Annotated in this window: 25 protein-coding genes; 14 read left to right on the top strand and 11 right to left on the bottom strand. The window is 70.0% G+C overall.

Annotated features, from left to right (window positions below; genetic code table 11):
• The first annotated feature begins 3 nt into the window (after positions 1-3).
• A complete protein-coding gene (locus ACG04R_RS07245) occupies positions 4-960 on the top strand; it encodes an SGNH/GDSL hydrolase family protein (RefSeq protein WP_394407547.1) in 957 nt (318 codons plus the stop codon).
• A gap of 55 nt (positions 961-1,015) precedes the next feature.
• Here ACG04R_RS07245 and ACG04R_RS07240 read toward each other — a convergent pair whose 3' ends face one another.
• Positions 1,016-2,749, bottom strand: coding sequence for a long-chain-fatty-acid--CoA ligase (locus ACG04R_RS07240; protein ID WP_394407545.1), 1,734 nt, complete (start codon positions 2,747-2,749; stop codon positions 1,016-1,018).
• 63 nt (positions 2,750-2,812) lie between these two features.
• Positions 2,813-3,514 carry a DUF8198 family protein gene (locus tag ACG04R_RS07235; RefSeq protein WP_394407543.1) on the bottom strand — a complete coding sequence of 234 codons (702 nt, stop codon included), beginning with the start codon at positions 3,512-3,514 and terminating at the stop codon, positions 2,813-2,815.
• A gap of 35 nt (positions 3,515-3,549) precedes the next feature.
• Between ACG04R_RS07235 and ACG04R_RS07230 the strand changes: the two genes are divergently transcribed.
• Complete coding sequence (locus ACG04R_RS07230; protein ID WP_394407541.1) at positions 3,550-4,413, top strand: esterase/lipase family protein; 864 nt, start codon at positions 3,550-3,552, stop codon at positions 4,411-4,413.
• Here the strand turns inward: ACG04R_RS07230 and hppD are convergent.
• Positions 4,365-5,504 carry a 4-hydroxyphenylpyruvate dioxygenase gene (gene hppD, locus ACG04R_RS07225; RefSeq protein ID WP_394407539.1) on the bottom strand — a complete coding sequence of 380 codons (1,140 nt, stop codon included), beginning with the start codon at positions 5,502-5,504 and terminating at the stop codon, positions 4,365-4,367. The genes ACG04R_RS07230 and hppD overlap by 49 nt on opposite strands.
• Before the next feature lie 113 nt (positions 5,505-5,617).
• Positions 5,618-6,391 (bottom strand): substrate-binding periplasmic protein, encoded by a 774-nt coding sequence (locus tag ACG04R_RS07220; protein ID WP_394407537.1) that lies wholly within the window; start codon positions 6,389-6,391, stop codon positions 5,618-5,620.
• A gap of 54 nt (positions 6,392-6,445) precedes the next feature.
• On the opposite strand from ACG04R_RS07220, the gene ACG04R_RS07215 reads away from it, so the two are divergent.
• Together ACG04R_RS07215 and ACG04R_RS07210 are read left to right on the top strand one after the other, a co-directional pair.
• On the top strand, positions 6,446-6,928 hold the full coding sequence (locus ACG04R_RS07215) for an Lrp/AsnC family transcriptional regulator (RefSeq protein ID WP_394407535.1): 483 nt from the start codon (positions 6,446-6,448) through the stop codon (positions 6,926-6,928).
• 117 nt (positions 6,929-7,045) lie between these two features.
• Complete coding sequence (locus ACG04R_RS07210) at positions 7,046-7,687, top strand: PEP-CTERM sorting domain-containing protein (RefSeq protein ID WP_394407533.1); 642 nt, start codon at positions 7,046-7,048, stop codon at positions 7,685-7,687.
• A 36-nt stretch (positions 7,688-7,723) separates the two neighbouring features.
• Here ACG04R_RS07210 and ACG04R_RS07205 read toward each other — a convergent pair whose 3' ends face one another.
• A complete protein-coding gene (locus ACG04R_RS07205) occupies positions 7,724-8,500 on the bottom strand; it encodes a ferredoxin--NADP reductase (protein ID WP_394407531.1) in 777 nt (258 codons plus the stop codon).
• Positions 8,501-8,568: 68 nt separating this feature from the next.
• Positions 8,569-9,075, bottom strand: coding sequence for a redox-sensitive transcriptional activator SoxR (soxR, locus tag ACG04R_RS07200; RefSeq protein WP_394407529.1), 507 nt, complete (start codon positions 9,073-9,075; stop codon positions 8,569-8,571).
• Positions 9,076-9,097: 22 nt separating this feature from the next.
• Here soxR and ACG04R_RS07195 point away from each other — a divergent pair, with 22 nt between their 5' ends.
• Genes ACG04R_RS07195 through ACG04R_RS07180 form a run of 4 tightly spaced genes read left to right on the top strand, consistent with a single transcriptional unit; the run spans position 9,098 to position 11,548 of the window.
• A complete protein-coding gene (locus ACG04R_RS07195) occupies positions 9,098-10,105 on the top strand; it encodes a questin oxidase family protein (RefSeq protein WP_394407527.1) in 1,008 nt (335 codons plus the stop codon).
• A 29-nt stretch (positions 10,106-10,134) separates the two neighbouring features.
• Entirely contained in the window at positions 10,135-10,710 is a 576-nt protein-coding gene (locus tag ACG04R_RS07190; protein ID WP_394407525.1) for a helix-turn-helix domain-containing protein, read from the top strand.
• Complete coding sequence (locus tag ACG04R_RS07185) at positions 10,707-11,228, top strand: GNAT family N-acetyltransferase (RefSeq protein WP_394407523.1); 522 nt, start codon at positions 10,707-10,709, stop codon at positions 11,226-11,228. The genes ACG04R_RS07190 and ACG04R_RS07185 overlap by 4 nt, the downstream gene beginning before the upstream one ends.
• Before the next feature lie 20 nt (positions 11,229-11,248).
• Positions 11,249-11,548, top strand: coding sequence for a hypothetical protein (locus ACG04R_RS07180; protein ID WP_394407521.1), 300 nt, complete (start codon positions 11,249-11,251; stop codon positions 11,546-11,548).
• On the opposite strand, the gene ACG04R_RS07175 is transcribed toward ACG04R_RS07180, so the two are convergent.
• The 3 genes from ACG04R_RS07175 to ACG04R_RS07165 form a co-directional block, all read right to left on the bottom strand.
• On the bottom strand, positions 11,535-13,853 hold the full coding sequence (locus ACG04R_RS07175) for an ATP-binding protein (protein ID WP_394407519.1): 2,319 nt from the start codon (positions 13,851-13,853) through the stop codon (positions 11,535-11,537). The genes ACG04R_RS07180 and ACG04R_RS07175 overlap by 14 nt on opposite strands.
• 185 nt (positions 13,854-14,038) lie before the next feature.
• Complete coding sequence (locus ACG04R_RS07170; RefSeq protein WP_394407518.1) at positions 14,039-14,311, bottom strand: BTH_I0359 family protein; 273 nt, start codon at positions 14,309-14,311, stop codon at positions 14,039-14,041.
• A 123-nt stretch (positions 14,312-14,434) separates the two neighbouring features.
• Entirely contained in the window at positions 14,435-15,325 is an 891-nt protein-coding gene (locus ACG04R_RS07165) for a hypothetical protein (protein WP_394407516.1), read from the bottom strand.
• 34 nt (positions 15,326-15,359) lie between these two features.
• On the opposite strand from ACG04R_RS07165, the gene ACG04R_RS07160 reads away from it, so the two are divergent.
• A complete protein-coding gene (locus tag ACG04R_RS07160) occupies positions 15,360-16,136 on the top strand; it encodes a fumarylacetoacetate hydrolase (protein WP_394407514.1) in 777 nt (258 codons plus the stop codon).
• Positions 16,133-17,077 (top strand): nucleoside hydrolase, encoded by a 945-nt coding sequence (locus ACG04R_RS07155; RefSeq protein WP_394407512.1) that lies wholly within the window; start codon positions 16,133-16,135, stop codon positions 17,075-17,077. Before ACG04R_RS07160 ends, ACG04R_RS07155 begins: the two co-directional genes overlap by 4 nt.
• 30 nt (positions 17,078-17,107) lie before the next feature.
• On the opposite strand, the gene ACG04R_RS07150 is transcribed toward ACG04R_RS07155, so the two are convergent.
• A complete protein-coding gene (locus ACG04R_RS07150; RefSeq protein WP_394407510.1) occupies positions 17,108-19,810 on the bottom strand; it encodes a bifunctional acetate--CoA ligase family protein/GNAT family N-acetyltransferase in 2,703 nt (900 codons plus the stop codon).
• A 204-nt stretch (positions 19,811-20,014) separates the two neighbouring features.
• On the opposite strand from ACG04R_RS07150, the gene ACG04R_RS07145 reads away from it, so the two are divergent.
• The 3 genes from ACG04R_RS07145 (at position 20,015) to ACG04R_RS07135 (ending at position 22,774) form a co-directional block, all read left to right on the top strand.
• Positions 20,015-21,013: a diguanylate cyclase domain-containing protein gene (locus tag ACG04R_RS07145; RefSeq protein ID WP_394407508.1), complete on the top strand. Its 999-nt coding sequence runs from the start codon at positions 20,015-20,017 to the stop codon at positions 21,011-21,013.
• 45 nt (positions 21,014-21,058) lie between these two features.
• Positions 21,059-21,730 carry a DUF4197 domain-containing protein gene (locus ACG04R_RS07140; protein WP_394407506.1) on the top strand — a complete coding sequence of 224 codons (672 nt, stop codon included), beginning with the start codon at positions 21,059-21,061 and terminating at the stop codon, positions 21,728-21,730.
• Positions 21,731-21,820: 90 nt separating this feature from the next.
• A complete protein-coding gene (locus ACG04R_RS07135; protein WP_394407504.1) occupies positions 21,821-22,774 on the top strand; it encodes a ProQ/FINO family protein in 954 nt (317 codons plus the stop codon).
• Here the strand turns inward: ACG04R_RS07135 and ACG04R_RS07130 are convergent, their stop codons facing one another.
• The gene (locus ACG04R_RS07130) at positions 22,775-24,157 is read right to left on the bottom strand and encodes a leucyl aminopeptidase family protein (RefSeq protein WP_394407502.1); all 1,383 of its coding nucleotides are present in this window, start codon (positions 24,155-24,157) and stop codon (positions 22,775-22,777) included. It lies immediately after the preceding gene.
• 158 nt (positions 24,158-24,315) lie between these two features.
• On the opposite strand from ACG04R_RS07130, the gene ACG04R_RS07125 reads away from it, so the two are divergent.
• Positions 24,316-24,489, top strand: a complete 174-nt coding sequence (locus ACG04R_RS07125; protein WP_394407500.1) for a hypothetical protein — start codon at positions 24,316-24,318, stop codon at positions 24,487-24,489.
• Positions 24,490-24,592: the final 103 nt, after the last annotated feature.

Genomic DNA, 24,592 nt, shown 5'->3' with positions numbered 1-24,592 from the left:
GTCATGCACCGAGTTGTCTCCCAGAAAATCAAGCGTGGCCTGGCCCTGGCTGCGGTGGCGGCTGCGGCGCTGATCGCCGGTTGCGGCGGCGGGGGCACCTCGCAGATCGAGGCCTTCGCACCGAACCGCATCATTGCCTTCGGTGACGAGACCGGCGCCATCCTGCAAAGCGGCAAGAAGTACACGATCAACGCACTGGACGCCAGCACCCAGCAGATCGACTGTGCGTCCAACCCGGTGTGGACGCAGTCGCTGGCCAGCGGGTTCGGCTTCGTCTTCCCGGAGTGCAACACCTCCTACGTGGCGCTGCCGCAGGGCATCATGTACGCGACGCCCGGCGCCAAGGTGGCGGACGTGCGCGACAAGATCGACTACCACCTGTCCAACGACCGCTTTGGCCCCAAGGACCTGGTGGCCATCATGGTCGGCGTGAACGACATCCTGGAGCTGTACAAGCAGTACCCGGCGGTGGGCCGAGATTCGCTGCTGGCCGAGGCCAAGGCGCGCGGCACGCTGCTGGCCCAGCAGGCCAACCGCATTGCGAATGCGAACGGCCGCGTCGTCATCTCCACCATCTTCGACGTGGGCCTGACGCCTTACGGCCAGAACGAGAAACTGCAGCAGACCGACATCGACCGTTCGGTGCTGATGAAGGACCTCACGACCGCCTTCAACACGGCGATGCGGCTGGCCTTGCTGAACGACGGTCGCCTGATCGGCTTGGTGCTGACCGACGAGACGATCGAGCTGATCGCCAAGTACCCGTCCCTCTACTCGTTCACCAACGTGACGGACACTGCCTGCAGGTCCGACATCGCGCCGCAGGACTGCACGACCGACTCGCTGAAGGCCGAGGCCACGTCGACCTGGCTGTGGGCCAGCGACACGACGCTGAGCCCGACCGCGCAGCAGCGCATCGGCTCGATGGCGCTGTCGCGCGCCAAGAACAACCCGTTCTGAGCCCGCTGCACTCCAACGAACAGCGAGGCGCTCAGGCGCCTCGTTTTTTTTCGTGTCAGGCGGTGTTTGAGCGCAGCTCGCGGCGCAGGATCTTGCCGACGTTGCTCTTGGGCAGCTCGTCGCGGAACTCGATGAACCTGGGGCGCTTGTAGGCCGTCATCTGCTGGGCGCAGTAGCTGCTCAGGTCTTCCTCGGCCAGCGCCGGGTCGCTCTTGACGACGAAGAGCTTGACGGCCTCGCCGGACTTGGCATCCGGCACACCGACGGCGGCGCACTCCAGCACGCCGGGGTGCAGGTTGACGACCTGCTCGATCTCGGTCGGGTACACGTTGAAGCCGCTGACGAGGATCATGTCCTTCTTGCGGTCGACGATGCGCACGTAGCCGCGCTCGTCCATGATGCCGATGTCGCCGCTCTTGAAGAAACCGTCGGCGCACATGACGTTGGCCGTCTCCTCGGGGCGCTTCCAGTAGCCGGCCATGACCTGCGGGCCACGGATGCAGATCTCGCCGCGCTCGCCGAGGGGCACGTCGATGCCGGCGTCGTCGCGGATGGCGATCTCGGTGCCCGGGATGGGCAGGCCGATGCTGCCGTTGAAGACGCGCAGGTCCAGCGGGTTGATCGTCGCGGCCGGCGCCGTCTCGGACAGGCCGTAACCCTCCACGACCGGGCAGCCGGTGACCTTGAGCCACTTTTCGGCCGTGGCCTGCTGCACGGCCATGCCGCCGCCGTTGGAGATGACCAGCTCGGAGAAGTCCAGCCGGGAGAAGCCGGGCTCGTTGGCCAGCGCGTTGAACAGCGTGTTGACGGCCGGGAAGATGTGGATCTTGTGGCCGCGCAGCGTCTCGATGAAGCCGGGGATGTCGCGCGGGTTGGGCACCAGGATGTTGAGGTGGCCCATGCGCGCGCCGAGCATGAAGCAGGCCGTCAGCGCGAAGATGTGATACAGCGGCAGCGCGCAGACGTTGGTGAACTGCATGTTCTGGTCGGGCAGCTTGGCCAGCATGGGCTGGAACCAGGCCTCGACCTGCAGGATGTTGGCGACGATGTTCCGGTGCAGCAGCGTCGCGCCCTTGGACAGGCCGGTCGTGCCGCCGGTGTATTGCAGGAAGGCGACGTCGTCGGGGCCGATCTCGGGCTTCTTCAGGTGCAGGCGTTCGCCGTGGCTGAGCGCCTCGTTGAAGCGCACGACGGTGCGGCCGTCGCCGACGGCGAGGCGGAACTCCGGCACCATCTTCTTCAGGTGGCGCACGGCGAAGTTGATCAGCGGACCCTTCCACCAGTTCAGCAGGTCGCCCATGGAGGCGAGCACGACGTGGTGCACGTCGGTCGCGTCGATGACCTCGGCCAGCGTGTGGGCGAAGTTCTCCAGCACGATGATGGCGCGCGCGCCCGAGTCCTTGAGCTGGTGTTCCAGCTCGCGCGGCGTGTACAGCGGGTTCACGTTCACGACGACGAAGCCTGCCCGCAGGATGGCCGCGATGGCCACGCCGTACTGCAGCAGGTTGGGCATCATGATGGCGACGCGGTCGCCCTGCTTCAGCCCCTGCGCCTGCAGCCACGCGCCGAGCTGCACCGACAACTGGTCCATCTCGTCGAAGCGCATGCGCTGGCCCATGCAGATGGCGGCGTCGCGACGGGCGTGCGTGCGGAAGGCCTCGGTCAGCAGGTCGACGAGCGAGCGGTAGACGCCGGTGTCGATCTGGGCTGGCACGCCGGCCGGATAGCTCGCGAGCCAGGGTTTGGCGCGGGATGTCACTTCGGGGACTTCGGCAAGGACGGCGGTCATCGAGAGGCCTCTTCGCGAGCTTTGCGTGAAGCCGATGATGGTGAGACTGGCGGTTACATCAAGCTAGGGGAGTTGCCCTAGGACCGACGTATCGCTTTGGAAAAGACCGCGTGCCAATGTGTCCTCGCGCTGTCGCACAGTGGACAGGAACTCGCCCGCGCCGCGCATGGCCTTGAAGGTGTCGAAGCCGCTTTCGAGAAAGCCCTGCAGCGCGCCCAGGCCGGCCAGCTGCGCCGGGCCGCGCATCAGCTTCAGCGACTGCCGCAGCAGCGGCTTGCGCGTGAGCCGGTCGAGCGATTCGCCGACGGCCATCGTCAGCTCGATCTGCAGGCGGCGCGCGTCCGGCTCGCCGCAGGCGCGCCAGGCGATGGCGTACTCGTGCGCCGAGAGTTCGGGGGACATCAGGTGCTCGGCCATGCGCGTGTCCAGCCGCTCGGACAGCGCGTGCAGCCGCGCCAGCCGGGCCACGGTGTCGATGACCTCCTCGGGGAAGAGGCGGGTCAGCGTCGGGATCACGCGGGCGAACTGCGCGTCGCGCTGGCGGTAGTCGCCGGGCCCGTAGAGCTCGTGCAGGAAGAAGCGCGTGGCGGCCTCGTAGCGCGGGTTGGCGAGCAGGTCGGCGTAGGTGTGCGCGAAGCGGCGCTGCTGGTAGGTTTTGAGCGACTGGACGCGCGCGTCGAGCTCGGGATCAGCGGCACGGCGGGCGCGCTCGGCGTCCACGGTGCGCAGCTCGGCCAGCAGGGATTCAGCGCTGAGGGAGTCCATCGGTCCGGCCGATTCTGCCTTTCTACACTCGGGCGATGAATGCGCGAACGCAAAGGATCTGGACGTTGCTGCGGCTGGCGGTCGCACTGCTGGTGGGCTGGAAGTTCGGCTGGGGCTGGGGGCTGCTGACGCTGGCGCTGCACGCGGCCGTGCTGGTGCTGGGCTTCGTGCAGCTGCGCTGGGTCAACGTGCCGGCCCCCGGATGGGGTCAGCTCTTGCGTGCCTGGGTGGGCGAGGTCGTCGCCAGCGAGCTGGCCTTCTCGTGGCGGCAGCCGTGGCGGGAGTGGGCGCAGGCCGATCACCTGCCGGCCGGTGCCGAGGCCGGCGTGCTGCTGGTGCACGGCTTTGCCTGCAACCGCGGGCGCTGGAACGGCTGGATGAAGCGCTTGCGGGCGCAGCGCGTCGCCTTCGTCGCGCCGTCGCTGGAGCCGGCTTTCGGCAGCATCGATGCCTATGCCGACGAGATCGAGGCGGGTGTGCAGAAGCTGAAGGCGCTGACGGGCCGCATGCCCGTCCTGTGCGCCCACAGCATGGGCGGCCTGGCGCTGCGCGCCTGGTGGCGACGGTACGGCGCGGAGCATGAGGCGCCGCACGCCATCACGCTGGGCTCGCCTCACCAGGGCACGCGCATGGCGGCGCTGGGGCTGGGCACCAACGCCGCGCAGATGCGCCGTGGCAGCACCTGGCTGGCGTCACTGCCCGGGCTGCCGGACGTGGACGCCTTCTGGACACCTTGTGACCAGGTCGTCAACCCGGCCGAGACGGCCATCCTCGCCGGTTCTCGTGCGCACCGCGTGGACGGCGTGGGCCACATGGGCCTCGTGCATTCGGACGCGGCGTGGCAGTGCCTTCAGACCGCCTTGGCCGGTTCGTCCTTGAGGACACCGCGGCGGATCTGATCCAGCTCGATGCTCTCGAACAGGGCCTTGAAGTTGCCCTCGCCGAAGCCCTCGTTGCCCTTGCGCTGGATCAGCTCGAAGAAGATCGGGCCGATCACTTCCTTCGTGAAGATCTGCAGCAGCAGCTCGTTGTCGACGCCCAGGTGCGTCGCGCCGTCGATGAGGATGCGCAGGCGGCGCAGCTCGGCGACGTTCTCGCCATGCCCCGGCAGGCGTTTGTCGACGAGGTCGAAGTAGGTGTCGATCGTGTCCTGGAACGCGACGCCCGTGCCCTTCATGCCTTCGACGGATTTGTAGATGTCCGTCGTGCCCAGCGCCACGTGCTGGATGCCCTCGCCGTGGTACAGGTCCAGGTACTCGGCGATCTGGCTCTTGTCGTCGGAGCTCTCGTTGATCGGGATGCGGATCTTGCCGCAGGGGCTGGTCATGGCCTTGGACTTGAGGCCGGTGAGCTTGCCCTCGATGTCGAAGTAGCGCACCTCGCGGAAGTTGAAGAAGCGCTCGTAGAACTCCGACCACTCCTTCATGCGGCCGCGGAAGACGTTGTGCGTCAGGTGGTCGATCTCGGTCAGGCCGTGGCCCACCGGGTTGGGATCGACGGGCTGGCCGGCGGCGTCCAGCAGCGGCACGAAGTCCACGTCGTAGATGCTGATGTTGCCGATGGCGCCGGCCTTGGCGCCGCCCTTGCCCTGCCAGCGGTCGACGAAGTAGATGAGGCTATCGCCGATGCCCTTGATGGCCGGGATGTTCAGCTCCATCGGGCCGGCCTTGTTGTCGAAGCCCCAGGCGCCCAGCTCCAGCGCGCGCTGGTAGGCCTGCGCCGCATCCTGCACGCGGAAGGCGATGGCGCAGATCGACGGGCCGTGCAGCCGCGCGAAGCGCTGCGCGAACGAGTCGGTCTCGGCGTTGATGATGAAGTTGACGCCGCCCTGGCGGTAGAGCGTCACGTTCTTGTGGCGGTGGCGGGCGACGGCGCTGAAGCCCATGGTCCGGAACAGCTCGCCCAGCGCGGCCGGGTCGGGCGCGGCGAACTCGATGAACTCGAAACCGTCGGTGCCCATGGGGTTGTCCCAGGGAGTGAACTTGGCCATGCCTCGCCTCGTGAGCTGTGCTGTTGAAGCTGAAAATTCTGCGGCGTGCAGCTCGCAGAATTCATGCAAAACGTGGCGCCGTGTTTTGACCTGGCGCAAGAATCATGCGCTGTTCAGGGTTGCCACGCCGGCCATTCGAGCAGGCCATAGGTGGCCAGGATGGCTTTCAGGCGTCCGCTGCGGCGCAGCCTGACCATGCCGTCGCTGAAAATCCGCGCGTACTCCTGCGCCTTGGGGTGCCGGGGCGAGATTGCCAGGTAGGCATAGCTCGGCGGCTCGCAGCCGGCGTTGCGCGGCGCCAGCTCGGGGTGCTGCTGGCGTGTGTAGGCGACGACGTTTTCCTCCTCGATGAAGGCGTCCAGCCGCCCCATCTGCAGCCGGCGCAGCATGCGCTCGGTCAGGCTGTCGCCGGTGTTCACCTCGAAGCGCTGGGGTGACGTCCGGATGATGACGTCCAGTGCCACACCGTAGGAGTAGTCGCGGATGATGCCCACCCGCTGCAGCTCGGAGAGGCTGGCCGCGCCGCGGTAGGTCCAGCGGCTGTCGGCCGCGACGTAGACGCAGAAGCGGTTGCGCGAGACCGGCTGCACGGGGAAGACGAAGTCCGGCGCCTCTTCGCGGAAGGTCGATGCGGTGGCGGTGAAGGCGCCGGCGCGCACGTCGATGAGGGCACGGCTGTAGTTCTCGTTGACGAGGCGCACCTTGTGACCGGCGGCGGTGAAGATCTCGCGCGCGATGTCCACCGTGAAACCCTCGCGTGCCGACCCGGCCTGGCAGCTGAACGGGCACCAGTAGGCCGGCGACGCGAGCACGATCTCGTCCGCCCGGGCCGGGGCGGCGAGCAGCAGGGGGGCCAACGAAGCGATCCAGGCGATGAGGGCTTTCACGAGTTCCGGGACTGTAGGCCGGCCGCGCCGCAGGAAGGTTGCACAATTTCCCACATGGACGCCCCCATCGAGCTAGACGCCATCGACCGCCGCATCCTGCGCGCGCTGCAGCTTGACGGCCGCCTGACCTACGACGCGCTGGCCGCCGAGGCCGGGCTGTCGTCGTCGGCCGTGCTGCGCCGCGTGCGCCGGCTGGAGGAGGCCGGCGTCATCGGCAGCTATGTGGCCCTCGTGCCGCCCGAGCGCATCGGCCTGGGCCTGACGGCCTACCTCAACGTGCGGCTGGAAAAGCAGACCGAGAGCCCGCTGCGCAACCCGCGCGACCTGTTCCGCGCCGCCGTGCAGACCTGGCCCGAGGTCGTCGAATGCGCGGCGCTGACCGGCGAGATGGACTACCTGCTGCGCGTGCTGGTGCAGGACATGCAGCACTACGCCCGCTTCATCAGCGACACGCTGCTGATGCACCCCAGCGTGCAGGACTGCAAGACCAGCTTCGTGCTGGAGCGGCTGAAGAACACGACCGCGGTTCCAGTCTAGGGGGAGGGGCGCCGGCGCTTGAACCCGCGCGGCGCCCGGGGGGATGCACGGCCCATGGCCGGTGCCGCAGTCCGCGGCTCGCCGGCCATGCCACGTCATCCAACCCAGGAGTTCCGCATGCGTCTTCTCGCTTCCACCGCCGCCCTCGCCCTGCTGGGCCTGCCGCTGGCCAGCCACGCGCTGGACGGCATCACCGACCCGCAGGGCGATTTCCTCGCCACCTTCGGCGGCAGCCACGCCAGCACCGACCTCGACGTGCTGGCCGCCACCGTGCTCTACAACGCCGGCACCGACACCTTCACGCTGAAGGCGACGCTGGATGGCAACGTCGGCAGCACGGCCACGGGCCTCTACGTCTGGGGCGTGAACCGCGGCGCCGGCATGGCCGGTTTCGCCAACAACCTGGGCCTGACCGGCGTGCGCTTCGACCGCGTCATCCTGCTGAACCCCAACGGCACGGGCACGGTGGCCGGGGCCGGGGCGTTGCCGACGGGCTCGGTTGTCGTCAGCGGGCACACCATCACGGCGACCGTCAGCGGCAGCCTGCTGCCCAGCACCGGCTTCACGAACAAGCTGGACTACACCTTCAACCTGTGGCCGCGCGACACCTCCGTCGCAGGCATCGCCGCCATCTCCGACTTCGCGCCCAACAACGCCAACTTCACGGCGACGCCCGTTCCCGAGCCGGCCAGCATGGCCTTGCTGCTGAGTGGGCTGGGCGTCGTCTCGCTCGTGGCGCGCCGCCGGCTCAAGGCCTGAGCCGGGAGACCGTCTGGCGCCCCCCGTGCGAAGGGCTTATTTCTCGACGAACGCGCGCTCGATGACGTAGTCGCCCGGCGTCGTCGTGCTGCCTTCCTTGAAGTTGCGCAGCTCCAGCATCTCCTGCATGTCCTTCAGCAGCGCGGGGCTGCCGCACAGCATGATGCGGTCGTTCTCGGGGTCCAGCGCCGGCAGACCCAGGTCGGCCTGCAGCTTGCCGGTCTGGATCAGGTCGGTGATGCGCCCCATGTTCTTGTACGACTCGCGGGTGACGGTCGGGTAGTACAGCAGCTGCTCGCTGGCGAACTCGCCCAGGAACTCGTGCTTGGGCAGGTCCACCGTGAGGTGGTCGTGATAGGCCAGCTCGGCCACCTCGCGCACGCCGTGCACGATGATGACCTTCTCGAAGCGCTCGTAAGTCTCGGGGTCGCGCACGATGCTGATGAACGGCGCCAAGCCCGTGCCGCTGCCCAGCAGGTAGAGGTTCTTGCCCGGCAGCAGGTAGTCGATCAACAGCGTGCCCGTGGGCTTGCGGCCGACGATGATCTTGTCGCCCGGCTTGATGTGCTGCAGCTTGGACGTCAGCGGGCCGTCCGGCACCTTGATGCTGAGGAACTCGAGGTTCTCTTCGTAGTTGGCGCTGACGATGGAGTACGCGCGCAGCAGCGGTTTGCCGTTGTCGCCCTTGAGGCCGATCATCGTGAAATGACCGTTGGAGAAGCGCAGGGCCTGGTCACGCGTGGTCGTGAAGCTGAACAGGCGGTCGGTCCAGTGGTGGACGGTCAGGACGGTCTCTTCGTGGAAGGCACTCATGGGCGTTCAAGGTGGCGGGTTAACCCGGCATTTTCGCCGGGAAGTGATATTCGGTCGTCGCCTAAGGGTCAACGTTCGGTTTCGATGCGCAGAAGCCTGGCCCCCGCACCCTCGTCGCTGACCTTGTCCGCCGGGTTGTAGAGCGAACAGGCCTTCAGCGACAGGCAGCCGCAGCCGATGCAGCCGGTCAGCTTCCTGCGCAGCTCCTGCAAGGCCGCGATGCGGGCGTCCAGCAGCGGCGCCCATCCGGCGGAGAGCTTGGCCCAGTCGGCCTTGGTCGGGGTTCGACTGTCGGGCAGCGTGGCCAGCGCCGCCTTGATCTGCGGCAAGCTCAGCCCCACCGTCTGCGCCGCGCGGATGAAGGCGACGCGCCTCAGCGTGTGGCGCGGGTACTGCCGGTGGCCGCCCGCGCTGCGGCTGCCTGCCAGCAGCCCCTCGGCTTCGTAAAAACGCAAGGCACTCGTCGCGACGCCCGCGCGCCGGGCCAGTTGGCCGATGGTCAGCGGTGCCGCAGCGGTTTTCGGCGCGGCGGGGCTTGACTTCAAGTTCGCTTCAACTTCGAGCATGGCGGCCATGTTCCCACGAACGGAGTTGCCCATGCTGATGAAGACCGTGCCGTCCACGCGTGAAACGCCCGCCACGCTGGCCCAGCTGCACCACCTGCTCGATGCCGGCCAGGCGCTGTCCGCCACCTACCGCGGCCAGTTGAGCAACCACCTGCCCATGGCCCAGCAGGCGCTGCTGGAGCTGGGCGCATCGGCCGAGCGGCTGCAGGCCTTCGCCGAGGCCGAGGAGGCCACGCTGGAGCCCCGCAGCTGCGCGCGGCCGGCGCGCATCGCTGTCGAGCGTGACCTGGGCCGGCCCGACAGCGACGCCGCCTGGCGTGCGCACTTCGCCGCCCGCATCGTCGATGTGGGCTCGTCCGCCGCGCTGCGCGATGCGGTGGCGCTGCTGCTGCCGGGCGCCGGCGCGATCGCCTTCCACGGCCTCATCCGCACGGGCCACGCGGTGCTGGCCGGCCACGACGGCGAGCTGGCCGCGGGGCTGGCGCACTGGGCGTCGCAGTTCATGCCGCTGCCGACCGCCGACGACGGCCCGCCGCTGGCGCTGGCCGACTGGTTGCAGGCGCTGAAGCCGCTGCCGCGTCCTGTCTACCCTGCCGGCAGCCTCATCACCGACCGCATGCGGGCCTGGGGCGCGACGCCCGGGTTCGCCGTCGTCGCCGGCCGGCTGCAGCACGGCCCCGACACGCTGCGTGAGCTGGCCCTGCTCGCCGCCCGCACCTACGCCGCCACCGGCAACTTCACCGTGCTGCATCTGCTGACGGCCAGCCACGCGCTGAGCGTGCTGGAACCGTGGTGGCCCTCGCCGGAGCTGCCGCGCGGCTTCAGCATCGCCGCGGCGGCCGGCCTGCTCGCCAGCGGCGCCACGCCGGCCCTCGCGCTGGATCGCCCGCCCGGCCGCCCCTGGCCCGCGCTGATCGCCGCCGCCTGCGAGCAGGACGACGCCCATGTCATCAAGCTCACGCATGCCGCCTGGCGGCTGGGCCGGCGCTGGCCCGACCCCGCCTGGCGTCGCGCCGTCGAACGCGCCATTCCATTTTGATGGAATGAAATTTCCAGTATGCTGGAGGAATGAACGAAGGCATCACGGAACTGATCGGGCGCCGGCTGCGCGAGCTGCGTGCGGCTTCGGGCCTGTCGCTGGACGCGCTGGCGCACAAGAGCGGCGTCAGCCGTTCCAACATTTCGCTGATCGAGCGCGGCCAGAGCAGCCCCACGGCCGTCGTGCTGGACAAGCTGTCGTCGGCGCTGGGCGTCAGCGTTGCGTCGATGTTCGAGGCTGCCGAGGTGCCGGTCGCGCCGTCGCCGCTGGCCCGCGTTGCCGATCAGCCCGTCTGGAGCGACCCCGCCTCGGGCTATGTGCGTCGCAACGTGTCGCCGCCGGGCGTGTCGCCGCTGCAGCTGGTGGACGTCGTCTTCCCCGCCGGCCAGCGCGTGTCGTTCGAGACCTCGGCGCGCGACGCGGACATCCACCAGCTCATCTGGATGATCGACGGCGCGATGGAGATCGGCCACGGCAGCGACCGCTGGCAACTCGCCTCCGGCGACTGCCTGGCCGTGCGGCTGGACGCGCCCATCACCTTCCACAACCCGGGCGCCAAGGCCGCGCGCTACCTCGTCGCCCTCACCGGAGCCGGCAAGCCATGACCACCACCATCCGCGAACTCGATGGCGTCGAGGCGCTGGCCCGCGTGGCCGAACTGGTCGAGGTGCTGCGGGACTGCGTCGAGGGCGGCGCGTCAGTCGGCTTCATGCTGCCGCTGGCGAAGGGCCGGCCGGAGGCCTTCTGGCGAAGCGTGGCCGAAGGTGTGGCGGCTGGCGAGCGCCATCTCTTCGTTGCCGAGGACGACGCCGGCCGCATCTGCGGCACGCTGTCCCTCGTCATCGACATGCCCGATAACCAGCCGCACCGAGCCGACGTCAGCAAGATGCTGGTCCACCGTCGCGCGCGCCGCCAGGGCGTCGCCGAGCGGCTGCTGCGCGCGCTGGAGGTGAAGGCGCGCGAACTGGGCAAGACGACGCTCGTGCTGGACACCGTCACGGGCAGCGATGCGTCGCGGCTCTATGAGCGGACGGGGTGGCTGAAGGCCGGAGACATCCCGAACTACGCGCTGATGCCGGACGGGCCGTTCTGTTCGACGACGTACTATTTCCTGCATCTCTGACGACACACGCGCGAATCCCCATGAGCGACGCACTTGAAATCGACTGTCCGCGTCACGGGCGCTCGCAGAGTGCAGCCGTTTGCGGGCATGTCGTCCGGAACGAGGGCCCTGCTTTGGGTTTCGTGGAAAACAGCGCCGCGCCGGATGACAAGCAGGGCTGGTGCTATGCCTGTGAGCTTGTCTATCTGCAGGAGCAGGACAAGAGTGCGCGCTTCCGCGCCTTTGTTCACCACTCGATGGTATGCGTGTCCTGCTACGACGAGATCAAGGCGCACCACGATTTCGACGGGCGCAACGGCACTGCATTCAGCCCGCCCTGAACCCGATCCCCCGCCGCTCCCGCACTTCCGGTTTCGCCCGATGCTCCGCCTCCAACTGCGCCAGGAATTCATCCGGCGTGAACGCCTCGCCAAGGATCTCGACCTGGTTGCGCACGGCGGCGAAGTCGCCGTGGGACAGGCAGTCCATCGCCGCCAGGCGTGAGCGCTGTTCGTCGGTCGGCGGCACACCGGCCTCGCGCTCGAACATCGCCAGCCGCTGTTCGGGCTTCAAGGCCTTGAAGCGGATCTTGAACGCGAAGCGACGCAGCGCGGCTTCGTCGAGGTCGTCGAAGAGGTTGGTCGTGCAGATGAACAGGCCGTTGAAGCGCTCCATGCCGGCCAGCATCTCGTTGACCTCGCTGACCTCGTAGTTGCGCTCTGCATGCTTGCGGCTGCGCAGGAAGCTGTCGGCTTCGTCAAGCAGCAGCACGGCGCCTTCGCTCTGCGCCGTCTCGAACATGCGCGCCATGTTCTGCTCGGTCTCGCCGACGAACTTGCTGGCGATGTCGCTGGCGCGCTTGACCATCAGCGGCCGGCCCAGCGCCTGGGCGATGTGCTCGGCCAGCGCCGTCTTGCCGGTGCCGGGCGGGCCGTAGAAGCACAGCTGGCCCGTGCCCTTGCGGCGCAGCGCCTCGACGATGCGCGGGATCTCGAAGCGGCTCTCGCAGTTCAGCAGATCCAGCGCGTAGCGCGTCACGCAGGGGCGCGCGATGCTGCCGCCGTCGTCGCGGCCCAGGGCCTTGTCGGCGTTCAGCAGCTGGCGTTCGATGAGCTTCTCGGCATCGCCGGCGCCACCGGCCAGTTGCGCGAAGCGCACGGCGGTGCGGATCTGCGCTGGCGTCAGCCCCGGCCGCTCGGCCAGCTTGGCGACAAAGCCTTCGCTGACCGCCACGTCGCCCAGCGCCTTGGCCACGAGCCCGCGGCGCGCGCCGGGTGGTGGCGACTTCAGCTCCAGGTGGTACTGGAAGCGGCGGCGGAAGGCCGGGTCGATCTGCTCGATGCGGTTGGTGACCCAGATGACCGGCACGGGGTTGGTTTCCAGGATCTGGTTCACCCAGGCCTTGCCGCTGACCGAGTTGCCGATGCCGCCCTCGGCGCTGGCATCCAGCCGGCTCAGCAGCGAGGCTGTGTCGCTGGACAGCGGCGGGAACACGTCCTCCACCTCGTCGAACAGCAGCGCGACGTTGGCGCTGGCCTTCAGGAACACCTGGCTGATTTGCAGCGAGCGGTAACGGTCGCGGCCCGAGAGGGAATTGCCGTCGCGGTCGGCGTACTCGACCTCGTACAGGTCCAGCCCCGCGGCCGCGGCGGCGACCTTGGCCAGTTCCGTCTTGCCGGTGCCCGGCGGGCCGTACAGCAGCACGTTGACGCCGGTCGCGTGCGTCGCGACGGCCTGGCGCAACAGGCCCTTGAGCAGGTCCAGGTCCTCGACGACGAACTGGAAGTCGGCCGGCGCCAGCGTGCTCTGCGTGGCCGGGCGCGTGAACACGGCCATCAGGTCGTGCGGGCCCTGGTACTCGCGCATCAGCACCGGCGGCAGCTGGTCGCTGACCTTCATCAGGTCGGCGAGGTCGGTGATGTTGTGCTCGGAGATCAGGTTCTCGACCATGCCGATGCGCTCCAGCCGCGAACCGGCGCGCAGCGCTTCGGCCACCTCGCGCTCGTCCACGCCGGCCACGGCTGCGATGGCCGCGAACGCCTCCTGCGCCGTGTTGACCTTGAACTCGACGAGGGCACCACGCAGCTCGCGCTGGTAGCGGGCCAGCGTGCCGTACAGCAGGATGGCGCGCTCGGCCGGGTTCAGCTGCAGCAGCTGGCCCAGCGCGTCGATGTTCTTCTCGACCAGCGTGGACTCGCGCTTGAGCTGGCGGTCCAGGTGCTCGCAGGTGGTGGCCAGCAAGGCCATCATGTCCTTGGGCGCGTCCTTGACGTATTCGTCGAGGTAAAAGAACAGCGTACCTTCCGAGAATGGGCCGCTCCACTGGCCGAATCGGTCGAGGAAGGCCTCGTCATTCAGCGCGTCATGCCCGCGCCACAGCTCGTTGCCGGCGCAGCGCTGCGCGAGGTAGCCGCGCAGCCGCTGCAGCACGCGCGTGGGCCAGACAAGGTGGCGGCCGGTGAAGGACAGCAGGCCGTTGAAGTCGCGCCGCAGATTGAAGCGGCCGGCGTGCTTGACGGTCAGCGTCAGCACGAATTGCGAGCACATGCGGTCCAGCACCGGGGCGCTGTCCAGGCCGGGCGACGGCAGCACGCGGGCAGTGGCGGCCCGGGGGGCAGTCTCTGCGGCAGCGGCTCGCTTCACCATCGACAAGGCTCCTCTCGCCAACCTGCTGCGGTCGGCCTGACCCATCTTGTATCAGGCTTCGCGGCGAATCAATGCGACTTCTTGCTCGCTTGCCGACGGCATCACACAACGAACGAGGGATGGGCCCGGGGATCGGGGAACCGCCCCGGAGCAAGCCGGGGACGGCGAGGCAGGAGGGGCCGTGCTCAGTGCATCACGACGGGCTGCTGGCCCATCACGGCGTACTGTTCGATGAAGGCGTCGAGCTCGTCCTCGGACGGCTCGCCGTCGTCGATGAGCGCCTGCACGCCCTGCTGGAAGGATTCCGCCAGCGCGCCCTCGATGAAGATTTCCTTGCGGGCGAACTTGTCGACGATCTCGAACCCGCCGCGGTTGAGCTGCGGGCCCGGCTCGGCTTCGGCCACGGGCACTTCGAACTGGACGACGATGAAGCTGTCGGAGTTGTAGAGCATGTGCATGGAGTTCTCCTCGGGGCTTCAACTGCGGGTGGGGCCTGAGGTTTCAAGCCCCGCTTGGTTTAGATACTGGCAGAACGGGGTCTTGTTCGGGTCATCCCCCATGCCCACAACGTGTAGGAAGCGTCAGGAGTTCACAGCGACCAGAACGATTTCGTAACCGCGGGTCTCGGGGTCGCCCTGGCGCAGCCGCACGGGCCAGTAGCCGCGGGCCGGGTCCAGCCACAGCTCGATGCCCGGGTCGTGCGGCCCCAGCGGCTGGCGGCGCAGGTGCAGCGTGCCGGCGTCGTCGGGTTCGGCGTCGACCGCCTCGAACGTCCATTCGCGCAACTCACCCCGCAGGCCGGCCACCCAGACCCGCCAGCGGCCGCCCGGCGCCGCAGACTGGGGCGTGGAGGCTTGCACCAGTGCCGCCAGCTGCAGCCACCAGGACAGGCGGTCCTGCGCGCCTTCGGGCATGTCCAGCTGGGCCGGGCTGGCCGAGAAGCTGACGCGCCGCTCCTCCGTGTCGAAGTTCACGGCCTGGCGGTCCTGGCCATCGCGCTGCAGCGCGAAGCGCTCGGGCGCCAGGCCGCCGCCGCCGGTGCGGCCCAGGCTCTCCAGCGCCGGCAGCGCGCGCTCGCCGACGCGGCGCGTCAGGCGCAGGCTGTAGCGGCCGTCGGGTTGTGGCTGCCAGTCCAGCACCGCCTCGCCGTCCTGCCCACCTTGGCGCAGGCGGAAGCGCCACGCGGCAGGGCCGGCCAGCCGCAGCAACTGCGTGTCGGGCGTGACGGCGGGCGGCGGTGGTGTGTCGCTGGGGCGCGACGAGCGCGCGGACGGCCGGGGCAGGGCCGGCGCGGCCGGCTCGGGCAGTGCCACCGGCACGACGGGCGGGGCCAGCAGCGCGAGGCTGACGGCCCGCGCCGGCCGCGTGGCGTCGTTGCGCACGCGCTCGCCACCCAGCAGCACCGCGTGGGCGAGCAGGCTGGCCGCCAGCGCGAGCAGGGCGGCGTGGGGCGGAACGGTGAGGGCGCGCATCGCACAATGCTGCCACCACCTCGAACCCTGCCCCATGAAACTCGCCAGCTACGCCGACGGCTCGCGCGACGGCCATCTCGTCGTCGTGTCGCGCGACCTGACCCAGGCCCACTACGCCACCGGCATCGCCACCCGCTTGCAGCAGGTTCTCGACGACTGGGGCTTCGTCGCGCCCCAGCTCGAAGACCTCGCCGTGCAGCTCAACCACGGCAAGCTGCGCCATGCCTTCGCCTTCGAACCCGCGAAATGCGTCGCGCCGCTGCCGCGCGCCTACGGCTGGGCCGTCGCGTGCGCCGACGGCGGCGTGCGCCGTGACGCCGGGCATTTCGCCAACCCGCACCAGCCGCTGCGCGCACCGGCCCGGGCCGAGCCGGCACTGGCCGCCATCACCGGCGACCTGAATGCCGCCAGCGACGCCGCCGCGGCGCTGGACGCGCTGCGCCTGCTGACTTTCGCCGTGGACTGGCGCCTGGACGACGAAACGATCGCCACGCAGGCCGCGCCGCTGGCCGTCACGCCCGACGAACTGGGCGACGCCTGGGCCGCTGGCCGGCTGCAGGCCCGCCTCGTCGCGCTGCACAACGGCGCCAAGCTGGAGCCGCGCGACGTGGCCGCGGCCCCCGGCGACGCGCTGGCCCGCCTGGCGCGGCTGCGCGCGTTGCGCGCCGGCCAGGTCGCCGGCGTGGCGCTCGGCACGCTGGACGTGCCGCTGGCCGCCGGCGACAGCCTGCACCTGGACCTCAAGACCGCCGCGGGCCACAGCCTGTTCGGCGCCCTCGACCTCGACATCGCTCCGCCGCCCCTCGCATGACGCAACAAGCCATCATCATCGACACCGACCCGGGCCAGGACGACGCCGTCGCGCTGCTTCTGGCCGCCGCCTCGCCCGAGCTGGAACTGCTGGGCGTCACCGCCGTGGCCGGCAACGTGCCGCTGCGGCTGACGACGCTGAACGCCCGCAAGGTGCTGGAGCTGGCCGGCCGCACGGACGTGCCCGTCTGCGCCGGCGCGGACGCGCCGCTGGGTGCCGTGCCGCTGGTCACGGCCGAGCATGTGCACGGCGACACCGGCCTGAACGGCGTGGACCTGCCCGAGCCCGCGCTGCCGGTGGACCCGCGCCACGCGGTGGACTTCATCGTCCAGACGCTGCGGGAGCGCGAGCCGGGCACCGTGACGCTGTGCCCGCTGGGGCCGCTGACCAACATCGCGCTGGCGCTGCGCCAGGCGCCCGACATCGCCACGCGTATCAAGCGCATCGTGCTGATGGGTGGCGGCTTCTTTGAGGGCGGCAACGTGACGCCGGCCGCCGAGTTCAACATCTACGTCGACCCGCAGGCCGCGCACGAGGTGTTCACGAGCGGCGTGCCGATCACGATGGCGCCGCTGGACGTCACGCACCAGGTGCTGACGACGGCCGCGCGCATCGCCGCCATCCGCGCGCTGCCCAACCGCGTGGGTAGCGTCGTGGCGGCTTGGATGGAGTTCTTCGAGCGCTACGACGAGGAGAAATACGGCCAGGACGGTGGCCCGCTGCACGACCCCTGCGTCATCGCCTTCCTGCTGAAGCCCGAGCTGTTCACCGGCCGTGACTGCAACGTGCGTGTCGAGACGCAGAGCGAGCTGACGCGCGGCATGACCGTCATCGACTGGTGGGCCGTGACCGGCCTGACGGCCAACGCGCAGGTGCTGCGCCACGTCGATGCGGATGGCTTTTTCTCGTTGCTGACGGAGCGGTTGGCGCGTCTCGGCTGAATTCCTTCAGCCGATTACTGGGCGAGGGCCTCACAAAGCCTTGGTGACGAGCCGGAATTCCGGCTCTTCGGGATAGGGCTTCACCGTGAAGCCCAACCCTCGCATCAGCTTGAGCATGTCGGTGTTGTTCGTCAGCACCAGGCCCTCGATGTCGCTCAGGCCCTTCTCGCGCGCGGCGTCGGTGATGCCTTCCATCAGCCGCGAGCCCAGGCCCTTGCCGCCGAAGTCGTCGGCCACCAGCAGGCTGAATTCGCAGCTGGTCTGGTCGGGCTTGGTGATGATGCGCGACACGCCGACGATGTGCTCGCGCTCGTCGAAGCCGCCGTCGTCGCGCACCGTGCGCTCCGTGTAGACGGCCACCAGCGCCATCTCGCGGTCGTAGTCGATCAGCGTCAGGCGAGCCAGCAGCGTCGGCGGCAGTTCCTTGATGGCGCTGGCGAAGCGGAAGTAGCGGCTCTCGGGTTTGAGGCCACGCACCAGGTCCTGAAGCATCTGCGCGTCGTCGGGCCGCACGGGCCGCACCGTCACCTCGCCGCCGCCGGCCAGCGGCCAGACCTGCTCGAAGCGCGCGGGGTACGGCAGGATGGCCAGGTGCGGGTAGTCGAAGGCGCGCGGGCCGCCGGCCTGCGGGCCGGGCTGCAGCACGATGCGCGCGTCCACGGCCACGGCGCCGTGCTCGTCGACGATGAGCGGGTTGATGTCCATCTCGCGCAGCTGCGGGAACTCGCACACCATCTCGCTGACGCGCAGCAGCACTTGCTCCAGGGCGGCGAGGTCGGCCGGCGGGCCGCCCTGCCAGCCCTGGGCCAGTAGCGCCGCGACGCGGGCGCGTTCGATGAGGCGCCGGGCCAGGAACTGGTTCAGCGGCGGCAGCTCCATCGCGCGGTCGGCGATGAGCTCGATCATCGTGCCGCCGGCGCCGAAGACGATGGCCGGGCCGAGCGCCTCGTCCGTCACCAGCCCCACGCAGACCTCGCGGCCGCGCCGGGCGCGGGCCATCTTCTGCACCGTCACACCGTTGATGCGCGCCTGCGGCTGCAGCACCTGCACGCGGGCCACCATCTCGTTGAAGGTGTCGCGCGCGGCCGAGCCGCTCTGGATGTTCAGCGCCACGCCTTGCACGTCGCTCTTGTGGGAGATGTCGGGCGAGTCGATCTTCAACGCGACGGGGAAGCCGATCTGCGTCGCCAGCATCATGGCCTCGGTGGCACTGCGCGCCAGCATGGTCTGCGTGACGGGGATGTGGAAGGCCGCCAGCAGCGCCTTGCTCTCCATCTCGGTCAGCGTGCGGCGGCGCTCGGCCAGCACGCTCTCGATGAGCAGCCGCGCGGCCTCGACGTCGGGCTGGGCCAGGCTGGACATCGGCGGCGGTGTCTGCAGCAGCAGCTGCTGGTTGGCGTAGAAGGCGGCGATGTTGCCGAAGGCGCCCACGGCCGCCTCCGGGGTGCGGAAGTTGGCGATCGCCGCCTGGTTCAGCACGCGGCGTGCCTCCTGCACGGACGCGTCGCCCATCCAGCAGCCCAGCAGCGGCTTGGTCATGCCCGCCACGTCGGCCTTGGCGGCGGCAACGGCCCGGGCCGTCTCGGTCGCGTCGGAGCCCACCTGCGGCGCGTAGACAGCCAGCAGCCCGTCGACGGCCGGGTCCTGCGCGGCGGCCTGCACGGCGGCGCGGAAGTGCTCGGGCGTCGCCGCGGCGGACAGGTCGATCAGGTCGGCCAGCGAGGCCTGGTCGGCCAGCAGCGGCAGCAGCGCGCGGGCCGCGTCGGGCGACAGCCGCGCCAGCTGCAGGCCGATCTCGTCGACCCAGTCGGCCGCCAGCACGCCGGGGCCGCCGCCATTGGTGACGATGGCCAGCCGGTTGCCGACCGGCCGGTTGCGCGCGGCCAGGCCCTTGGCGGCCGAGAACAGCTCGACGAAGCTGCGCACGCGCACGGCGCCGGCGCGGCGCAGCGCGGCGTCGAAGACGTCGTCGCTGCCGACGATGGCGCGGCTGTGCGTCAGCGCGGCCTCGTTGCCGGCGCTGCGCCGGCCCGCTTTCAGCACGACCACGGGCTTGGCGTGGGCCGCCGAGCGCAGCGCGCTCATGAAGCGGCGCGGCGCGGAGATGCCCTCCAGGTAGACGACGATGCTGTGTGTGCGTGTGTCGGCGGCGAGGAAGTCCAGCACCTGGGCCAGGTCCACGGCCGCGTTCGGGCCCAGCGACACCACCTGGCTGAAGCCGACGTGGTTCTGCCTCGCCCAGTCCAGCATCGCCGACGTCAGCGCGCCGGACTGCGACACCAGCGCGAGCGACCCCTCGGCCGCCAGCGGGCCGGCCGCGCTGGCGTTGAGCTTGAGGTGGGGGCGCTGGAAGCCCAGGCAGTTGGGCCCCAGCAGGTGCACGCCCTCACGGCGGGCGATGCGCTTGAGCTGGGCGGCCTGCTCCGGCTCGATGCCGTCGCTGACGATGAGGGCCGAGCGGCAGGCGATGCGGCCGGCGATCTCCAGCGCCGCTGCGATCTCGTCAGCCGGCAGCGCGATGACGGCCAGATCGGCCCGCGAGCGCGCCAGCTCGCCCAGCGTGCCGGTGGTCTCGCCGTGCAGGAACAGCGGCGGGCTGCTGCCCGGCGCCTCCGCCAGCGCGGCGCGCAGCACGCGGGCCTGGCGTGTCTGGCGGGCTGGGTCGCCGGGCGGGCCGGCGAAGACGACGACCGAACGGGGCTGGAACAGCGGGGTCAGAAAATGTTGATCCATGCGGAAAACTCTAGTCGCCTTGGTGCCGGGGCGGGTTGCTCCGGCGCAAAACGACGCTGCGCGCCGCACGCACGGCCGGGCGGGGCCATGTGTGGCATCGACATCATTTATGCGCGGTGAGACACTATCTGCGCGGGGAGAGAACGCACAGCGCCCGGAATCGAGAGGCGTGCCGCTGGTAGGACGGCGGGCGAGGAGAGATGGATGCCGAGCAGGGAAAAGCTGCTGGAGGTCATCGCCATTCAGACCGAGGTGGCCGGTCTGGGGATGGACCTGGATCTGGCCGGGCTGCTGAACCTGGTCGTGCAGCGCGCGCTGGAGCTGGTGGACGCCGACGGTGCCGCCGTCGAGATGGCCGAGGGCGACGAAATGGTCTACCGCGCCACGGCCGGCATGGCCCAGCAGGCCCAGGGGCTGAGGCTCAAGCGCAGCACAAGCCTGTCCGGCCTGTGCGTCGCGCAGGGCCGGGCGCTGCGTTGCGACGATGCGCTGGGCGACTCCCGGGCCGACCAGGCCGCCTGCAGGCGGCTGGGGCTGCGCTCGCTGATCGTCGTGCCGCTGCGCCACCACGGTGTGACGGTGGGCGTGCTGAAGGCGATGTCCCGGCGCGTGGGTCATTTCGACGACAAGCATGTGGCGCTGCTGGGCATGGTGTCGGACCTCGTGGCCGCGTCCATGTACTTCGCGACCCGCTACGCGCCGGCCGAGCTGTTCCACAAGGCCACGCACGACAGCCTGACCGACCTGCCCAACCGCGCGTTGTTCCTGGACCGGCTGAATGCTTCGCTGGCCCAGGCCGTGCGCGACTGCCAGCCGCTGGCCGTCGTCATGCTGGACATGAACGGCCTCAAGCCTATCAACGACCACCACGGCCACCGGGCCGGCGACGCGGCGCTGCTGGAGTTCGCGCGCCGGCTTTCGGGCGGCGTGCGCCAGTCCGACACGGCGGCGCGCCTGGGCGGCGACGAGTTCGGCGTGCTGCTGCGGCCCGTGGCGGCCGACGGCGGCCTGGAAGCGACGGTGAGCCGCCTGGCCCGGCAGATCAACGGCAGCTTCGAGTTTGAGGGCCGGCAGTTGCAGGTGGGCGCCAGCATCGGGGCGGCGCGCTTCCCCGAGGACGGTACCGACGTGTCCCGCCTCATCGAGCTGGCCGACCAGCGCATGTATCTCCACAAGCGCGCGTTGCATCACGTCGCGGCCTGACGCGGTGCGGTGGCAAGATCGGGTGCCACCCGACAGGAGCCCACCATGCAACGCCGTCTCGTCCTCGCCACCGGCCCCTTCCTGCTGCTGCGCCCCGCCTGGGCGCTGAGCCTGACCGAGGGTGACGCCAACGCGGGTATCCGCACCGCGCTGGAACGTGGGGCCAACAGCGCCGTGGCGCTGCTGGGCCGGCCAGACGGCTTTCTCGGCAACCCGCTCGTCAAGATCGAGCTGCCTGGCCACCTGAAGGACGCCGCCAGGCTGCTGAGGGCCGCCGGCCAGGGCGCGAAGCTGGATGAGCTCGTCACCGCGATGAACCGCGCCGCCGAGGCGGCCGTGCCGGCGGCCAAGCCGCTGCTGGTGAGGGCCGTCAAGGACATGAGCGTGGAGGACGGGCTGAAGATCCTGCGTGGCGGCGACGATTCGGTGACGACCTTCTTCGCCGGCAAGACCCGCGAGCCGCTGGGCCAGCAGTTCCTGCCCATCGTCACCAAGGCCACCGAACGTGTGTCACTGGCCGACAAGTACAACGCCGTGGCCAGGAAAGCCTCGGGCTTCGGCCTTGTGCACGGCGACGAGGCCAACATCCAGCAGTACGTGACCGGCAAGGCGCTGGACGGGCTTTACCGACTCATCGGCGAGGAGGAGAAGAAGATCCGCCGCGACCCGGTGGGCACCGGCAGCGCCATCCTGAAGAAGGTGTTCGGCGGGCTTTGAGGGCGGCTTTCTGCGGGATGGTGGCAAGGGCGGCCTGATGGTCGACAATCTCGCCCCTTGCCTGTTTGCTGCCGCCTCGGCGGCTTTGCGATGAATTCCGATCTGCCCGATCCCGTCACCCCGCCCGAAGCGCCGGCTGCCGCCGTGCCTGTGCCCGAGGCCCAGCCGGCCGCCGAGCCTGCTGTCGAAGTTGCGCCTGCCGCCGAAGTCGTCGCATCCGCACCCGCAGCCGCGCCGGCCACTGACGCCACCGCCGAGCTGAAGGCGCTGTTCCCGGCGCTGTTCACCGGCAAGCCCAAGCCCGTCAAGCTGCGCGTGCAGGCAGACATCCAGGAGCGCGTGCCCGGCAAGTTCAGCAAGGCGCAGCTCAGCGCTTTCCTGCGCCGCCACACCGGCAGCACCGGCTACCTGATCGCGCTGACCCAGTCCAAGACCCGCTTCGACCTCGACGGCAACCCCGCCGGCGAGATCAGCGAGGAGCACCTGAACGCCGCCAGGGAAGAACTGGCCCGCCGCAAGGGACTGAAGCAGGAGCGCGAGCAGGCCGAGCAGGAGCGCCACCGGCTGGAGGCCCAGCAGCGCCGCAACCGCGGCCAGCTGCTGTGGGACTTCGAGCGCACGACGCTGACCGAGGCCAACTTCTGCGTGCTGAAGGGCGTCGCGCCCGAGGAACTGCAGGGCCTGCTGGAGATCGCGCGCAAGGAGCGCGCCGAGGCACCGCCCGCGCCGCCGCGGGAGGCGCGTCGGGATGAGCGCCGCGACGACCGCCGCCCCGGCGGCGGCCGGCCCGAAGGCCGAGGCCCGCGCCGCCCCGACCAACGCTCGGAAGGCCGGCGCGACCAGCCCCGTGGCGAACGCCCTCCGCGTGGCGATCGCCCGCCGCGCCCCGAAGGCGCCCGCCCGCCGCAGCCGGGCCGCAAGCCCGTGCCTCAGGCACCTGAGCAGGCCGTGCCTTCGCAGATGGCCCAGGCCCTGCAGGCCGCCCGGCTCGCCAAGGTCGAGCCGGCTGCCGATCAGCAGCCGGCCCAGGACTCTGCCGATTAATCAGGCCGCCGCGTAGCGCTGCTCCAGGTAGGCGAGCAGCGTGCGGATGGTCTGCGCCTCGCCGCCCAGCGGGCGGCCGGGGCGCGGCGCGTCGTTCCACGCGAACAGGTCGACGTGCAGCCAGTCCTGCTGCGCGGGCAGGAAGTCTTCCAGGAATAGCGCCGCGTTGATAGCGCCGGCCAGCGCGCTCTTGCCCGTGTTGACGATGTCGCCCAGCGAGCTCTCGATGCCGGCGTGATACGGTGCCCACAGCGGCATGTGCCACAGCGGGTCGTCCAGCTTCAGGCCCAGGTCGACGAGGTCGCGCGCCGTGTCCATGTGCTTGGCGAACAGCGCCGGCAGCTGCGCGCCTAAAGCGACGCGGGCCGCGCCGGTCAGCGTGGCGAGGTCGATGACGAGGTCGGGATTCGACTCGGCCGCGTAGGCCAGCGCGTCGCACAGGATGACGCGGCCTTCGGCGTCGGTGTTGCCGATCTCGATGTGCAGGCCCTTGCGCGTCTTGATGATGTCGCCCGGCCGGTAGGCGTTGCCGGCGATCGAGTTCTCGACCGCCGGGATCAGCAACTGCAGCCGCACCGGCAGCCTGAAGGCCATGATGAGCCCGGCCAGCGCCAGCGCGTTGGCGGCGCCGCCCATGTCCTTCTTCATCTGCCGCATGCTCTCGCCGGGCTTGATGTTCAGGCCGCCGGTGTCGAAGCAGACGCCCTTGCCCACCAGCGCCAGCTTGGGGTGCTTGGGGTCGCCCCAGTTCACCTCGATCAGGCGAGGTGAGCGCATGCTCGCGCGGCCGACGGCGTGGATGCTGGGAAAGTTCTTCTTCAGCAGCGCGTCGCCGACCGTCTCGGAGAACTTGGCGCCGTACTGGCTGGCCAGCGCCTTGGCGGCGGCGGACAGCTCGGCCGGGCCCATATGCTCGGCCGGCGTGTTGACCAGGTCGCGTGTCGCCGCGATGGCCGTCGCCAGCGCCAGGCCGCGCTCGGCGTCGGCACCGGGCTGGAGCCACAGCGTGGCCGGTTCGCGCTTGGACGGCTTGTAGAGGTCGAAGCGGTAGCCGCCCAGCTCCCAGGACATCGCTGCGGCCTCGGGTTGCAGCGCCAGTCCGGCGTCGTCCAGCCGGTACTCGCCGGCCGGCAGCGCCAGCGGCAGGGCGCTCAGCGCGAACGGATGGGCGGCATGGGCCACGCCGGCAAACACCTGGGCCAGACGGCCGTCGGCACCGGGCACCAGCGCGTGGCTGTCGGCCGCGCCGACGAAGCCGACGGTGGCCAGCCAGGCGCGGGTGGCCGTGGGCAGGCCGGGCGCCAGCGCCTGGAAGGCAGCGCGGTCGACGACGGTGATGGGGGTGGCCTTGGCAGGGGGGGATTTCTTCAGCTTGACGGTCATTCGGTCAGCTCCGGGGATTCGAGGCCGCCATTGTCCGGCGCGGAAAGAGTGCAAAGAAATGTGTTCGGCCTGTCAACCGCGCGTCGACAGCCGGCGTTGTCCCTTCAATCGCGCAGCTTCTCCCCGCGAGACGGCCCGGCAAGACGGGTCAGACAGCCATGATGAAGATCCAAACCCGCCACGAACACGCTCCCCGCCGCCTCCCGGTGCCCGAGATGGGCCAGGACTGGAGCACGGACAAGGGCCGCAAGCACGAAGCCTTCGACACCGGTTTCTACAGCGGCGAGCGCCGCGGCCTGGCGCGCGCGATGCGCTTCGACCGCAAGCGTTAAATTCTTCTCGCTCCCGCTCGACCCGCCCTCCGGCCCCCCGGACGGCGGGTTTCCTTTTGCCGGTTCGCATGTAAAACCCGTCAGGTGTGCACCCGGGGGTGCA

Origin of the sequence: Pelomonas candidula (genome assembly GCF_043555985.1) — a bacterium.
GTDB lineage: Bacteria > Pseudomonadota > Gammaproteobacteria > Burkholderiales > Burkholderiaceae_C > Pelomonas > Pelomonas candidula.
The sequence above is the reverse complement of the archived record's forward strand: the minus strand, read 5'-3'. Positions and strand labels throughout refer to the sequence as shown.

Excerpts from the sequence above, each read along its gene's own strand:
- ACG04R_RS07235 (WP_394407543.1), bottom strand. The coding sequence starts at position 3,514 with ATGGACTCCCTCAGCGCTGAATCCCTGCTGGCCGAGCTGCGCACCGTG.
- ACG04R_RS07150 (WP_394407510.1), bottom strand. The coding sequence starts at position 19,810 with ATGGATCAACATTTTCTGACCCCGCTGTTCCAGCCCCGTTCGGTCGTC.
- ACG04R_RS07185 (WP_394407523.1), top strand. The coding sequence starts at position 10,707 with ATGACCACCACCATCCGCGAACTCGATGGCGTCGAGGCGCTGGCCCGC.
- ACG04R_RS07215 (WP_394407535.1), top strand. The coding sequence starts at position 6,446 with ATGGACGCCCCCATCGAGCTAGACGCCATCGACCGCCGCATCCTGCGC.
- hppD (WP_394407539.1), bottom strand. The coding sequence starts at position 5,504 with ATGGCCAAGTTCACTCCCTGGGACAACCCCATGGGCACCGACGGTTTC.
- ACG04R_RS07130 (WP_394407502.1), bottom strand. The coding sequence starts at position 24,157 with ATGACCGTCAAGCTGAAGAAATCCCCCCCTGCCAAGGCCACCCCCATC.
- ACG04R_RS07175 (WP_394407519.1), bottom strand. The coding sequence starts at position 13,853 with ATGGTGAAGCGAGCCGCTGCCGCAGAGACTGCCCCCCGGGCCGCCACT.
- ACG04R_RS07160 (WP_394407514.1), top strand. The coding sequence starts at position 15,360 with ATGAAACTCGCCAGCTACGCCGACGGCTCGCGCGACGGCCATCTCGTC.
- ACG04R_RS07165 (WP_394407516.1), bottom strand. The coding sequence starts at position 15,325 with ATGCGCGCCCTCACCGTTCCGCCCCACGCCGCCCTGCTCGCGCTGGCG.
- ACG04R_RS07155 (WP_394407512.1), top strand. The coding sequence starts at position 16,133 with ATGACGCAACAAGCCATCATCATCGACACCGACCCGGGCCAGGACGAC.
- ACG04R_RS07180 (WP_394407521.1), top strand. The coding sequence starts at position 11,249 with ATGAGCGACGCACTTGAAATCGACTGTCCGCGTCACGGGCGCTCGCAG.
- ACG04R_RS07170 (WP_394407518.1), bottom strand. The coding sequence starts at position 14,311 with ATGCACATGCTCTACAACTCCGACAGCTTCATCGTCGTCCAGTTCGAA.
- ACG04R_RS07240 (WP_394407545.1), bottom strand. The coding sequence starts at position 2,749 with ATGACCGCCGTCCTTGCCGAAGTCCCCGAAGTGACATCCCGCGCCAAA.
- ACG04R_RS07195 (WP_394407527.1), top strand. The coding sequence starts at position 9,098 with ATGCTGATGAAGACCGTGCCGTCCACGCGTGAAACGCCCGCCACGCTG.
- ACG04R_RS07125 (WP_394407500.1), top strand. The coding sequence starts at position 24,316 with ATGATGAAGATCCAAACCCGCCACGAACACGCTCCCCGCCGCCTCCCG.
- soxR (WP_394407529.1), bottom strand. The coding sequence starts at position 9,075 with ATGGCCGCCATGCTCGAAGTTGAAGCGAACTTGAAGTCAAGCCCCGCC.
- ACG04R_RS07210 (WP_394407533.1), top strand. The coding sequence starts at position 7,046 with ATGCGTCTTCTCGCTTCCACCGCCGCCCTCGCCCTGCTGGGCCTGCCG.
- ACG04R_RS07140 (WP_394407506.1), top strand. The coding sequence starts at position 21,059 with ATGCAACGCCGTCTCGTCCTCGCCACCGGCCCCTTCCTGCTGCTGCGC.
- ACG04R_RS07230 (WP_394407541.1), top strand. The coding sequence starts at position 3,550 with ATGAATGCGCGAACGCAAAGGATCTGGACGTTGCTGCGGCTGGCGGTC.
- ACG04R_RS07145 (WP_394407508.1), top strand. The coding sequence starts at position 20,015 with ATGCCGAGCAGGGAAAAGCTGCTGGAGGTCATCGCCATTCAGACCGAG.
- ACG04R_RS07190 (WP_394407525.1), top strand. The coding sequence starts at position 10,135 with ATGAACGAAGGCATCACGGAACTGATCGGGCGCCGGCTGCGCGAGCTG.
- ACG04R_RS07135 (WP_394407504.1), top strand. The coding sequence starts at position 21,821 with ATGAATTCCGATCTGCCCGATCCCGTCACCCCGCCCGAAGCGCCGGCT.
- ACG04R_RS07205 (WP_394407531.1), bottom strand. The coding sequence starts at position 8,500 with ATGAGTGCCTTCCACGAAGAGACCGTCCTGACCGTCCACCACTGGACC.
- ACG04R_RS07245 (WP_394407547.1), top strand. The coding sequence starts at position 4 with ATGCACCGAGTTGTCTCCCAGAAAATCAAGCGTGGCCTGGCCCTGGCT.